13 protein-coding genes and 1 tRNA gene are annotated in these 12,563 nt (G+C 62.2%); 4 read left to right on the forward strand and 10 right to left on the reverse strand.

Going from position 1 to position 12,563, the window contains the following annotated elements:
• Positions 1 to 25: 25 nt before the first annotated feature.
• Positions 26 to 1,051: a histone deacetylase family protein gene (locus AC1XDK_RS21850; protein WP_483352088.1), complete on the reverse strand. Its 1,026-nt coding sequence runs from the start codon at positions 1,049 to 1,051 to the stop codon at positions 26 to 28.
• Positions 1,048 to 1,479 (reverse strand): histone family protein, encoded by a 432-nt coding sequence (locus AC1XDK_RS21855; RefSeq protein ID WP_231184937.1) that lies wholly within the window; start codon positions 1,477 to 1,479, stop codon positions 1,048 to 1,050. Before AC1XDK_RS21855 ends, AC1XDK_RS21850 begins: the two co-directional genes overlap by 4 nt.
• A gap of 116 nt (positions 1,480 to 1,595) precedes the next feature.
• Between AC1XDK_RS21855 and AC1XDK_RS21860 the strand changes: the two genes are divergently transcribed.
• Positions 1,596 to 1,802, forward strand: a complete 207-nt coding sequence (locus AC1XDK_RS21860; RefSeq protein WP_483352089.1) for a hypothetical protein — start codon at positions 1,596 to 1,598, stop codon at positions 1,800 to 1,802.
• Positions 1,803 to 1,843: 41 nt separating this feature from the next.
• Here AC1XDK_RS21860 and AC1XDK_RS21865 read toward each other — a convergent pair whose 3' ends face one another.
• Together AC1XDK_RS21865 and AC1XDK_RS21870 are read right to left on the reverse strand one after the other, a co-directional pair.
• Complete coding sequence (locus AC1XDK_RS21865; RefSeq protein WP_483352091.1) at positions 1,844 to 3,295, reverse strand: single-stranded DNA binding protein; 1,452 nt, start codon at positions 3,293 to 3,295, stop codon at positions 1,844 to 1,846.
• 162 nt (positions 3,296 to 3,457) lie between these two features.
• Positions 3,458 to 4,054 carry a hypothetical protein gene (locus tag AC1XDK_RS21870; RefSeq protein ID WP_483352092.1) on the reverse strand — a complete coding sequence of 199 codons (597 nt, stop codon included), beginning with the start codon at positions 4,052 to 4,054 and terminating at the stop codon, positions 3,458 to 3,460.
• Positions 4,055 to 4,218: 164 nt separating this feature from the next.
• Between AC1XDK_RS21870 and AC1XDK_RS21875 the strand changes: the two genes are divergently transcribed.
• A tRNA-Arg gene (locus tag AC1XDK_RS21875) sits at positions 4,219 to 4,291 on the forward strand.
• Positions 4,292 to 4,593: 302 nt separating this feature from the next.
• On the opposite strand, the gene AC1XDK_RS21880 is transcribed toward AC1XDK_RS21875, so the two are convergent.
• A complete protein-coding gene (locus tag AC1XDK_RS21880) occupies positions 4,594 to 5,340 on the reverse strand; it encodes a class I SAM-dependent methyltransferase (RefSeq protein WP_483352093.1) in 747 nt (248 codons plus the stop codon).
• Between the two features lie 345 nt (positions 5,341 to 5,685).
• Here AC1XDK_RS21880 and AC1XDK_RS21885 point away from each other — a divergent pair, with 345 nt between their 5' ends.
• A complete protein-coding gene (locus AC1XDK_RS21885; protein ID WP_483352094.1) occupies positions 5,686 to 6,303 on the forward strand; it encodes a DUF309 domain-containing protein in 618 nt (205 codons plus the stop codon).
• Positions 6,304 to 6,387: 84 nt separating this feature from the next.
• Entirely contained in the window at positions 6,388 to 6,828 is a 441-nt protein-coding gene (locus tag AC1XDK_RS21890) for a metal-dependent transcriptional regulator (RefSeq protein ID WP_483352095.1), read from the forward strand.
• A gap of 15 nt (positions 6,829 to 6,843) precedes the next feature.
• Here AC1XDK_RS21890 and AC1XDK_RS21895 read toward each other — a convergent pair whose 3' ends face one another.
• The 5 genes from AC1XDK_RS21895 to AC1XDK_RS21915 form a co-directional block, all read right to left on the reverse strand.
• Entirely contained in the window at positions 6,844 to 8,550 is a 1,707-nt protein-coding gene (locus AC1XDK_RS21895; protein WP_483352096.1) for an acyl-CoA dehydrogenase family protein, read from the reverse strand.
• Between the two features lie 28 nt (positions 8,551 to 8,578).
• Positions 8,579 to 8,989: a DUF5809 family protein gene (locus AC1XDK_RS21900; protein WP_483352097.1), complete on the reverse strand. Its 411-nt coding sequence runs from the start codon at positions 8,987 to 8,989 to the stop codon at positions 8,579 to 8,581.
• Positions 8,990 to 9,013: 24 nt separating this feature from the next.
• On the reverse strand, positions 9,014 to 9,445 hold the full coding sequence (locus tag AC1XDK_RS21905) for a DUF5810 domain-containing protein (protein ID WP_483352098.1): 432 nt from the start codon (positions 9,443 to 9,445) through the stop codon (positions 9,014 to 9,016).
• Between the two features lie 46 nt (positions 9,446 to 9,491).
• Complete coding sequence (gene rimI / locus AC1XDK_RS21910) at positions 9,492 to 9,962, reverse strand: ribosomal protein S18-alanine N-acetyltransferase (RefSeq protein ID WP_483352099.1); 471 nt, start codon at positions 9,960 to 9,962, stop codon at positions 9,492 to 9,494.
• A 509-nt stretch (positions 9,963 to 10,471) separates the two neighbouring features.
• Positions 10,472 to 12,451 (reverse strand): aconitate hydratase, encoded by a 1,980-nt coding sequence (locus tag AC1XDK_RS21915; RefSeq protein WP_483352100.1) that lies wholly within the window; start codon positions 12,449 to 12,451, stop codon positions 10,472 to 10,474.
• Positions 12,452 to 12,563 lie beyond the last annotated feature (112 nt).

Raw genomic sequence — 12,563 nt, forward strand, 5'->3', positions numbered from 1 at the left:
AACGAGTCGGGAACGTCACGGACGGTTAGGCGTCGGAATCCGACTCCAGTGCCGGGTGCGTATCGCGTACGTCCCCAATCAGGTCGCGAACTTCCTCGTTCGCCTCCTCGTCGGGGACGACGGGGTCCATCCCGTCGAACACCTCGTGGACCATCGCGACGCCGTCCGAAAGCGTGTCCAAGCCGTATCCGCCTTCGAGGACGAACCCGAGCGCCGCACCCGCCTCGTCCGCCAGCGCTCGAACGCGAGCGGTGAGCATGCCGTACCCCTCCGTCGAGACGCGCATTCGGGAGATGGGGTCGTGACGGTGGGCGTCGAATCCCGCGCTCACGAGCACGAGGTCCGGGTCGAAGTCGAGAATCGCGGGTTCGATGAGGTCGTTGAACACCGAACGGTATTCCGGGTCGCCAGCCCCCGCCGGGAGCGGGGCGTTAAGGGTCGTTCCGTCCCCATTCCCTTCGCCCGATTCCTCGATTTCGCCCGTGCCGGGATACAGTCCGTCCTCGTGAATCGAGACGTAGAACACGTCCCCTTCGCCGTAGAAGATGTCCTGCGTTCCGTTGCCGTGGTGAACGTCCCAGTCGATTATCGCGACCCGCTCCGCATCGCCGTCATCGATGACCGCTTGGGCCGCGACGGCGGCGTTGTTGAAGAAACAAAATCCCATGGCGTCGTCCTCCACGGCGTGATGTCCCGGAGGACGACCTAATGCGAACGGGGTCGAACGACCGTCGTCTCCCTCGAGAGCCGCCTTCGCGGCCCATTCAGCCAGTCCCGCACTTTCGAGCGCGGCGTCCCACGACTCCTCGACGGCGACGGTATCCGGGTCCCAGTTTCCGCCGCCGCTCTCGCAGAACTCGTGGAACTCCTCGACGTACCCCGCGTCGTGGACCGCGGTCACTTCGGCTTCGGTCGCGGGCGATGCATCGACGTATTCGACACCGTGTTTTCGTGTGAGGGCCTGTCGAATCGCACGCAGTCGGTCGGGATTCTCGGGATGTCGCTTCCCGGTATCGTGAGCTAGACAGACCTCGCTGTAGCCGAAGTTCATTCGAACAGCCTGAAGTAAGTCTCGATGTCCTCCGCCTTAACCGTTCGCCGGTCCGCGTGGTGGGCGAGTATCGTCGCGGCGGCCGCGACGTTGTTGGCGTAGTCTTCGAGGATGTCGGCGAGCGCCACGCGCGCGTCCATCGAAACCCGATAATCGTCGTCGATATCGAGACGAGCGATTCGGTCCACGGGGGCGACCGGGAGGACGAGGTCGTCCTTGTCGATGACCTGTTGGACGCCGAAATCCGCCGCCATCAGTGTCTTCCGTCCGTCCTTCGTCGCCTGTTTCGCCGCGTCTACGGCCAACTCCGCGCCGTGAATCTGAATCCGTCGTGCGAGTTCTTCGGCGGCGTCCGCACTGACGCGGAGGTCGCCTGCTTTCCGTCGGATTATCGTATCGACCGGCGCGAACGGAAGCTCAACGCTCATAATCCAACAGCGGAAGTCAGTCGCCCTTAATCTTTCCCTACCGTTGTTCGCGGCAAAGCGGGCGGGGGAAAACTGCCAGCACGAATAAAAAGGAAGACGGCGAACTTCCGAACACGATGAGCGACCCACACGAACGCGACCGAACGATGGCAAAGGAGAAGGAAGAATCCGAGGAAGCGGAGGACAAAGAGGAGGCCGAACAAGCCCGCGAGGAGGAACTCGAAGACGAGACGGAAGTGGAACAGAAGGAAGCCCGCGAGGACGCGGCGACCGACGAACAGAACAAGGACAACCACCGCGACGAAGAGCCGTTCCAGAGTTAAGGTAGCGAAGTCGGTTGCGAAAAGGAAACGGAGAGACAGACTCAGAAGACGTCTTCAGCGTCGAGTTTCCCGCCGCGTCGTTCACCGCGCGCGGTGACTTCTTGTCCGAGATGAACGTCCGCGTCCGTCTCGACGCTTAGCGTTTCGTCGCCGTCGTCCAACACGACGGGATTACCCGCTTGGACGACCGTGCCGGTGAATTCGACGAACTCGCCGTCGTCGATCGTCGTTGCCGTACCGGCGTTTTCCGTCGTCGTTTCGTCCGTCGTGCTCGTTTCGGAATCCGTCGTGCCGTCGGTATCGCTCCCGCTTTCGAACGCACCGAGACCGGTTTCCGAATCGGTCGTGTCGTTTTCGTCGTTCCCACTGACCGCGTCCGTCGGCGAGCCGTTGTCGAGGACGGAGATGGTGGACTGCCATCCAGCGGAGGCCTCGATGTCGTCGGCCCAACCGTCCTTGATGGAGACGTCCGCGAAGGCGGCTTTGTCGCCCGGCGCGAGTTCGCGGTCCGCTTTTTCGCCCCACAGCGCGACGCGGATGTCGCCGGTTTCGTCCTGCACGCGGACGTTTTTCACCTGTCCTTCCGACCCGTCGTCCCGGTCGAAGGTCCGCTTCGGGTCCGTGGAGCGAATCACGCCGACGATGTCGGCCGTGTCGCCGATTTCGAGGTCTTCAATCGGCGTACTCTCCGGCACGTATTCGATGTCGGCGTCTATCTCCTCGACGGCACCGCGGTTGCCGACGTGGAGTTCGAGGTTACCGTCACGCTCGCGGACGTAACCGTCGACGACTTCGACGGCGATTCCGGTAGACAATTCCTCGGCCGCGTCGGCGCGTTCGTCCCACAGCGTGATTCGGACCCGTCCCGTCTCGTCACCGACGGTGAGGTTGGCGACCCTACCTTCCGACCCGTCGTCCCGGTCGAAGGTTCGGACGGTTCCCGTGTCGATGAGTTTGCCCTGTAGGTTCACGTCCGAGAGGCCCAGCGAGAGGTCGGACACGGAGTAGGAGTCCTGTACCTGCACGTCGATTTCCGTGTCGTCGTCGGGTTCCGCTTGGTCGACGTTGACCTCGGTCCCGCTGTAGCCGTCCGTGGGACGGCCCTTGATTCGGAGTACCTGCCCCGGTTCGAGTTGGTCTTCCGCGGCCTGCGCGTGTTCGTCCCAGAGCGAGATGCGAATCGAACCCGTCTCGTCCGCGACGTCGACGTTCAGGACGTGGCCGTCCTCCGCGTCGTCCCCGTCGCGTTCGAAGGTCCGAACGTCGCCAATGCTCGTCACCTTGGCAACGAACTTCACTTCCTCGATGCCGGGTTCGATGTCGGCGACCCCGTTCACCTCGCTTTCGCCCAGTTCGTGCGCGATGAGCATTGCGGCGGTTTCCTCGTCCGCAAGCCCGCCCATCTGTTCGACTTTTTCCTCGACGGCGTCCCGGAACTCGTCCAGAGAGATGTCGGCGTCGAGGTCCCCGTGTACCTCGTCTATAACGCCCATAATCGTACTCGGTTGCAGGGTTGGCCGTCGCTTAAGCGTTGTCTTTGTGTCGGCAATCGGACGGAGTTCGCCGACTGCGATGCGATTCGTTCCATGCAGAACAGTGGTTCCCCCTTCACTGATAAACCTACGCTCCGTGCCTGAATGATGTTTTCGTCGGAGTTAATTTTCCGTGGTGGTGGAACTTTCGCTGTCGGTATCCGCGACGACTTTCGACTCCCCCATGCTCTTGTGCGTGACTTTCACCGACTTCGGAAGCGCTCCCTCGAACGTGAACGTCGCTCGGTATTCGATTTCGGTGATGCACTCGGAGCACCCGACGCTGCCGTCCTTCTGCTTGGTGCCCATCGTCACCACGAACGCGTCCGACTCGGAATCGAACTTTGCGCTCTCGATTGTGGGTCGGGTACACGAATCGCTTCCAGTCATCGAGCCCGTGACGACGAGCCGTTTTTTCGAGTCCTTGAACTCGATAGCGGCATCGTTTTTCGGCTGCCCACACTCCGCGCCGAGAACTTTCAGCGATCGGTCTTTCACGGTCGTATCCGTGGTCGAGGTCCGCGTCGTCGTTCCCGTTTCCGTCGTCCCTTCGGTAGTCGTGGTTTCGCTCGCCGTGGTCGTCGTGGTCTCGGTCGTACCAGTTCCAGCCCCGTCTTCCCCGGAACCACCCGGACTTCCACCCTCTCGACTTAGACAACCGCCGAGCAGACCGACCGTCGTCGCCGCACCCGCACGTTTCAGGATGTCTCGTCGTTGCATACCAAAGAGCACCACTTCCGTTCTAAAAGCACTGGCGTAAGGAAAAATGGGGATTTGAGTTATCCGCACGGTCGCCGCGTCCGCGATTCGTGCGGGTGGGTCGCATCCCCACACCGTCGTCACATCGCAAGCGCTATTAAGCCGACCGCGAAATGAATGAATGAGTCCTGGTAGGGTAGTGGACTATCCTCTTGGCTTGCGGAGCCAGGGACCGGAGTTCAAATCTCCGTCAGGACGTTTTCAGAGCGTAACGCGATGAGCGAAGCGAAGAGCCTTCGCTCTGAAAACGACTCGCGGAGATTTGAGCAGACGAGACGCAGTGCGCGAACGTATGTGAGCGCGACCGTCTCGGCGAGTTCAAATCTCCGTCAGGACGTTCACTTTGTTCACGACCTGACTTGCCTCACGCTCGCGTCCGCTCGTGTGAGACTCCGTCGGACCGTTACGGCCCGACGTGCTTCACGCTCGTTTCACTCGCGTGAAACTCCGTCAGGACGTTTCTGCCAACACAACACCGACGAGCGCAGCGAACCCTTCTCTCACTTCACCGCGCGAATCAGCACCTTCTCGTTGCTGAAGTCGGTCACTGCTCCGTCCTCGACGGTCACGTCGTAGACGGCTTCGGCTTCCGGCCCACGGACGAGTTCGTCCAACTCCTCTCGCGCACTCTCTCCGGGGTTCGTGCGCTCCGCCCACGATTCGTAGTCGAGGTCCTTGCGCATGGTGACTGACTCGTCGATGGTGAGTCCGACGTCGCGGAACCAATCCTGCCACTGTGCGACCGGATAGGCTTCGCCGTGGGTCGAGTCGCGGAGGCGTTCGAACCGATTGTAGAAGACGGCTAGCTCCTCGTCGTCGGGAACGATGTTATCCTCGAAGGCGACGACGCCGCCGGGCGTGAGTACGCGGGCGACTTCATTCACGAACGCCTGCGGATTGGGGAAGTGGTGGGCCGCGATGCGGCAGGTCACGGCGTCGAAGGTTTCGTCCGCGAAGGGGAGTCGCTCCGCGTCGGCGACCGTGCCGGAGACGGGGAACGCGCCGGTGGCCGTTTCGACCATCGCGGGCGTGGCATCGGCGGCGATGACGGTGGGGACCGTTTCGGCGAGCGCACCGCCGGTGTGTCCGGCACCGCACGCGATGTCGAGTCCGCGCGTGGCGTCCTCGCACCACGAGGCGAGGAGTTCGAGGTCCACACCGTCCCGGTGAACGTCGCTGTCGAGGTAGGAGGCCGCGACGCTGCCGAACGAATCCGTCGTCGCCCGCTTCCGTTCGATGTCGTCCATACGAATCGTAGAACGACCCCCGCGAAGGCCGTTGTCGTTCGCGCAGGTTTCGCCGACCGTGCGTTTGCCATGGTGTAGCAGGCCAAATATGGCGCGAACCGTGACACTTTTGACCTTCGCGTGGATATTTACTCGTGTATGAGTAAAGTTGAGAACTACCGACTGTTCGTTCGTGACTTGAAGAAATGGGCCGTCAAGAAAACCGCGAAGTAACCGTTTTCGACGGTTACACTCACTGACGTTGGCTCCGTCAGGTCACTGCATCACCCTTTTCGTGCCGTTCGCCATCATTCGAAAGAGCAACCATCCGTAGGAGTTTTTCCTCGTCGGCAGGGAATGGACCGTATGGACGCGTTTCTACGGGCCGGGGTCGCAATCTACAACGCTGGCGAGTTCCACGCCGCCCACGACGCGTGGGAGGACCACTGGTTGGACCTCGAACGGGATACCGAGGACGAGCGGCTCCTCCACGGATTGATTCAGTTCACGGCGGTCGTGTACCACGCGGGCGACGGGAACTGGACCGGAATACGCGGCCTCACAGAAAGTGCAGCAGCATATCTCGACGGACTCCCGAACGACTATCGTGGCGTCAACGTCGAAGCGGTTCGTTCCTATCTCCGCGCGGTTCGGGACGACCCCGAACACATCGAGCGCAGCGCGCCGCCGAGACTGACGAGCGACGGAATCGCTCTCCGTCCGGACGACCTCGACTTCGACGCGTCAGCGGTCGCCGCCGTCGTTTTAGCCGAGGAGTTCGACTACGACGAAGGGACGTTCGAACGAGCGGTGGAGTTCGCCCGCGCAGACTTGGAATCCGGGGATGAGGGGAGTCGATTCATCACGTTCCTCATGGATTTCGTCCGCCAACCAGAAGACAGGGCGCTGATAGCACAGCGCCTCGGTCAGCACGTCGAAAAGCGGGAGTTCCGGGAGACGGACGTGGACGGGTTGTTCGAGTGACCGTCTCGACGTTCGTTCATGATTTTCGGGGCGAATCGGACGGTGGGAATGATTTATGTCCGTGACACCCGCTAGAGTCAGACGATGAGCGAGGTTTCCGCGAGCGTCGGACGCTATCTCAGTACGATTCACCTCGTCAGTGAGAGCACCGGCCGTCCGGCCAAAACTGGCGAGTTGGCGACGGCGTTGGACGTGAGTGCGGCCAGCGTCACCGAGATGCTCACGACACTCGAAGCGCGCGACCTTGCGACCTACGAGAAGTACAAGGGCGCGACCCTCACGGACGACGGCGAGGACACCGCACGCGAAGTCATGTGGAAACACTGCCTCGCGGAGAACTTCCTGCTGGGCGACCTCGAAATCGACGACCCAGAGGAGGCGCGGGAGATGGGGAACGCCCTCTCGGACGAGGTGGCGGCCCGCATCCGCGAACACATCGACCACCCGTGTGCCGGGGAGTGTAGCGCACCGAAGAGCGAGTACAACGAGTGCTGTGACGACGTGCGCGACGTCGAAGCGAAGTAAGCGACTCGGACGGTTCTACGCGAAGCGGACGATTTTCTCGAAGGCGTCGAGCGGAAGGGTATCTCCGGAGGGTATTCCCCGCCCCGTGGAGCGACCGAACGCGTTGGCGACGAACTGGCGAGCGACGAACTCCTTTCGTTCGTTGCCCGCCGCGAGTTCGCCGTCCGCCTCCGACAGTAACAGTGCGGCGGTATACACGTCGAACACGTATTCGGCTAGTTCCTTCGCGTGGAGTTGGGCGTGCTCCTCATCCGCCGTTGCCAGCGTCATCAAGGCGTCCTGGAGGCCATCGAGTTCGTCGCGGGTGGTCGCCACGAGGTCGGCGAGGTCGTCGTGTTCCACGCCGTCTAATCGGTCACGAATCAGGGCCATCGCCGGTTCGTGCGCCTCCTCGCGCGCGAGCGCACGAAGCACGTCGAGCGAGAGGATGTTCGAGGTGCCCTCCCAAATCGGAAGCACTTGCGCGTCGCGCAGGAGACGGTTCGTAACGAAATCGTTCACGTAGCCGTTGCCGCCGTGAATCTCCATCGCGTACGACGCGATATCGACGGCCATGCTGCCAGTTCGGGACTTGGCGATCGGAACGAGGAGGCGCATGAGCGCGAAGGCCTCGTCGTCGCCGCGATGGTAGCGGTCGAACGCACGTCCAGCGTCGAACGTGAACGCGGTCGCCGCCTCGTGTGCCACGGCCATCTCCACCAAGTCGCGGCGCATGAGCGGATACCGGTCGATGGAGTTGCCGAACGCCTCGCGGTTCGCGGCCCGAACCTTGCTCTCCAACAGTGCTCGTCCGATGAGACCGCAAGACGCGAAGGCGTTGGCGATGCGTTCGAGGTTGAGCATCTCGGACATGTACCGGAACCCGGATTCGAGTTCGCCGACGAGGGACGCGTCGGTGCCGCGGAACTCGACTTCGCCGGTGGGGACGCTTATCGTCCCGAGTTTGTCCTTCAACCGACGGACGAAAACGTCGTTTCGGTCCGCACCCGGTTTGGTTCCCGGAACCAAAAAGAGGGAGAGGCCGTCCGTTCCGTCGGGCGCATCCGGCGTCCGCGCGAGCGTGAGAATGGCCCCTGAATCGACGTTCGAGCAAAACCACTTCTCGCCGGTCAACTTCCATCCGTCGTCGGTGCGTTCCGCGACGGTTTCGGTCGCGCCGACGTCGCTTCCGCCCTGTCGTTCCGTGAGGAACATCGCACCCTGAAGCAAGTCGTCGTACTCTCGGGTGGTCAGTCGGTCGTAAAAATCGGACAGCGGGCCGTCGTGGCCGCCGTCGAAGCGCTCCAACACGAGGGCGACACCCGCGGTCATGGCGACGGGACACGTCAGTCCCACGTCCGCGTACGCGAGGAGGTAGTCCATCGTCAGATGGTGCAGCATGGATGCCGGGGCGTCGCGGTCCGGCGGTGCGCGAAACGAGTCGGCCACGCATCCCGCGCCGTACACCAATCGCTCGTTTTCGAACTGGGCCGGGTGGTACTCGATTTCGTTCGTGCGCTCTCCGAATCGGTCGTATCGGTGCAGTTCCGGGCCGTGTTCGTCGATGGTGTCCGAGTTCGGGGCAACGACTCGCCCGACGATGTCGCCGAACTCGTCGAAGCGCTCCTCCGCCCAGCCCCTGTCGCCGGGGTAGGTACGCTCGACTTCGTGTTGTAAAACGGGGTCGTACTGCCAGTAGTTCATCCCGCGCCCGCGGTCGAACTGCCCGTATTCGACGGTCATACTGACCGACAAATCGGGCGGGAACCAATTAAACGATGTCCCGGTACACCCGGCCGAAGGCGATGCGTTGGAGGGTTGCAATCGCCGCCTCCTCCTTTTGCTGGTAGGTCGCCGCGACGGCCGTTTCCGCCGCCGGAGCGACGTGCCATGCGACGTTATCGACGTTGTCGCTTCCCTCGACGTGAACGTCGAACCCGTCGGGAACGTCCGCCTCGAATTCGTCACGCGTTCCAGTTTTGATTTCGAGGAGCGAGGCGAACAGGGCGTCCCGTGCCGTCTCAACCACGTCGCCCGTCACGCGTTCGCCGTACTCCTCGCGGTCGAAGTCCATCGCTTTCGCCGTCTCCTTGACGACGGTCTGTGCGACCGGTCCGACGTCCTCGTACTGTTCGCGGACAGCGCCTTCGGTCTCCGGAGCGAAGATTCCGTGTGTCTCCATGGCGAGTAGTTCTCGGGGAAGAAACTATTCGTTTTCGTCCTTCGATTCGTCGTCCGCGTTGGCCGCGTCGTCGGCGTCCTCCTCGTCGTCAAACATCCGTTCGGTCATCTGTCGCGCCTCTGCCATTATCTGCTGGGCGTCCGCGCCCATGTTCGCGTCCCGACCGTAGCCACCGGTCTGCTGGAGTTCGTCCTCCAATCCGCCGCTCCCGTGGCCGTGACTGTGACCGTGGTCGTGAACCGTATCCTCGAACACCTGCGGGTACTCCTCTTCGTCCGCGAACTCCGTGATTCGCGGTGCGAGTTCGTCGGGACCCTCCTCGCTCCATCCCGGCGCGTACTCGTCGAGCCACGATTCGTGGTCCGAATCGCCGAGAATGGCCGCGAAGGCGAGATGGTTGGCGAGGTGCTCCCCGTCGGACTGTGGCGTCTCACACACCGGACACGCATATCCCATGGACCGATGTATGGCGTCCGCACTGAAAAACCGTTCAGTCCGCGGGTCAGTCGAGTTCGACTATCATCACGAGTGCGTCCTCGCCGTCGCCGTAATACTGCGGTATCGTCCGCAGATACCGGAACCCGAACTCCTGATACAGGGAAATCGCGGGGTCGTTGCTCGCCCGCACCTCCAATTTGACGCTGTACGTTCCGCGCACGTGAAGGCCGGAAAGCGCCTGCTTCAACAGTTTTTTCCCGATTCCCTCTCCTCGGCGCGACGGGTGGACCGCGATGTCCTTGATATGGCCGAGCGCCCGGCCGTGGTTCGGAATCATGTCGGCGACGACGTAGCCAACGATTTTCATCCCGTCCGTGGCGACCAGAAACGTCGGTTCGTCCACGTATCGCTCGAACGCCGCGAATGGCCACGGCTGACTGAACGAGGATTTCTCGATGCGGAAGATGGCGAGCAAGTCGGCTTCCTCTGCGGGGCGAATCGAAATCGAACCCGTCTCGCTCGCTGTGGAAGTCACGAGTGGCCCTTCGACGCGCACGACTAAAACATCAACCCCCAACCATCACCTTTTACGACGGGAAGTGCGCCAGCGGCGTCACTTCCCGTCGTAAAAGCTGGACTAAAAGCACAGCGTCACCTCCTTTCGTCGCTCCTTTCAGTCGCTCCGTCGGGGGTCCCTTGACCCGGAAAATCGAAGATTTTCCGGTGAACAGCTGACCGCTGGCAGGTGTGTCGCTTGCAGTTGCTCGTAGAATGTCACACTGCTGGTTTGGTAGCAGGCCGACCAACCGTTAGAATTAGCACACTCACCGCGAACGAAGTGAGCGGGCCGACGATTGAATGGAGCATGGAAGAGCGAAGCTCTTCCAATGCGAAATGAAAGAGGAGTGCTTTTGGTCGAGCTTTTACAGGGAATGCGAGAGAGCTTCGCTCTCTCGTTCCTTCACGGCGAAGCCGTGAAGAAGACGGTTCGCAGTCGCGCGCTACGGCACGCGACTGCGAACCCTTGACCGTCGTAAAAGGTCGTTAGTCGTCCGCGGAGGCCGCCGCGTCGCCGCCTTCGACCTGCTTCTTCGTGTGCGGCAGTTTGCCACCGTCGGCGAGAATCTGGCGCTCGCGTTCGGAGGCGTCGAGGGTCGCGGTGAGTTCCCAGTCGTCGTTCACGCGAACCGTGAACTCTTCCTGACCGGAGCGGACCGCTTCCGCGACGTCGTCGACGATTTCGACGTCGTCGCCCTGTTCGAACTTCTCGTAGTCCTCCTCGCTGATTTCGAGGGGAATCAGACCGAAGTTGAACAGGTTGGCCTTGTGGATGCGGGCGAAGCTCTGTGCGAGGACGCCTTCCACGCCGAGGTACATCGGGCACAGGGCCGCGTGTTCGCGCGAGCTACCCTGACCGTAGTTCTCGCCGGCGACGAGGAAGCCGCCGTCGGCGTCGAGCGCGCGCTGTGCGAACGTGTCGTCGACGCGCGAGAGCGTGAACTCGGAGAGTTTCGGGATGTTCGACCGGTACATCAGGATGTCCTGGGTCGCCGGGATGATGTGGTCGGTCGTGATGTTGTCCTGCATCTTGAGCAGGGCCGGGCCTTCGAGTTTGGAATCGAGTTCGTCCTTCAGCGGGACGTCGCCGATGTTCGGGCCTTTGATGAGTTCGTCGTCGACGGCCTGGTCGGGGGAGATGAGGTCGGGGTCGTCGGCGCTGGTTCCGTAGTTGTCACCCAGTTCGAACTCGGGTGCATCGAGGTCGCCGAGTTCGTCGGCGAGGTCACGGGGGTCGACGATTTCGCCTTTGATGGCCGCCGCCGTGGCGACTTCGGGCGAACAGAGGTAGACCGAGTCGTCCTCGATACCGGAGCGACCCTCGAAGTTGCGGTTGAAGGTACGGAGCGAGACGGAATCGGACGCCGGAACGTGGCCGATACCGATACACGCACCGCAGGTCGCCTCGGAGAAGTTGACTCCTGCCGCCATCAGTTCCGCGACCCAGCCTTCACGGGCGAGCATCTCGGAGGCCTGCTTGGACGCCGGCGCGACGATGAGGTCCGTTTTCCGGTCGACCGTGCGGCCTTCGAGCATCTTCGCGGCGGGGAGGATGTCCTCGTAGCCACCGTTCGTACAGGAACCGATCATGACCTGATCGACCGACTGGCCTGCGACTTCGCGGACCGGGACGACCTTGTCGGGCATGGACGGCTGTGCGATGAGCGGTTCGAGGTCGGAGAGGTCGACGACGATTTCGTCGTCGTACTCCGCGTCGTCGTCGGGCTGGAGGTCGACGTGCTCGTCCTCGCGGCCGAGTCGGGAGAGCCACTCCTCGGTCTTCTCGTCCGTCGGGAAGATGGAGGTGGTCGCGCCGAGTTCCGTGCCCATGTTCGTGATGGTCGTTCGCTCGGGGACCGAGAGCGTCTCGACACCGGGGCCGGTGTACTCGAAGATTTTGCCGACGCCGCCTTTCACGGAGAAGCGACGGAGCATCTCGAGGATGACGTCCTTCGCGGTCGCCCACTCGGGAAGCTCGCCTTCGAGGCGAACGCTGACGATTTCGGGCATCTCGATGTAGTACGGGCCGCCACCCATGGCGACTGCGACGTCGAGACCGCCGGAACCGATAGCGAGTTCACCCAGACCACCGGGGGTCGGGGTGTGGGAGTCGGACCCGAGCATCGTCTTGCCGGGTGCCGCGAAGTTCTCCTTGTGGACGTTGTGACAGATACCGTTACCCGGACGGGAGTAGTGTGCACCGAACGTGCCCGCCGCGGAGCGGAGGAAGCGGTGGTCGTCCGTGTTCTTGAAGTCGAACTGGTAGGTCTGGTGATCACAGTACTGCGCGGCGATCTCGGTCTGGACCTCGTCCATGTCGAGCGCCTCGAACTGGAGCCACACGAGGGTCCCAGTCGTGTCCTGTGTGAGAACTTGGTCGATCTCGATTCCGATCTCCTCACCGGTTTCGAGTTCGCCCTCGACGAGGTGGTCGCCGAGAATCTTTTCCGTCAGTGTTTGTCCCATATCGGACGAATATCGACCCTCCGAAGGTATAAATCCCGCGTGTTTACGTTTTCATCATTCGTGGTAAATTCGGCTCTCGTCCGGCAATCATTGCGAAAATAAAGGGACCAAA

The sequence above is a fragment of the Haladaptatus sp. HS23 genome (assembly GCF_056892285.1).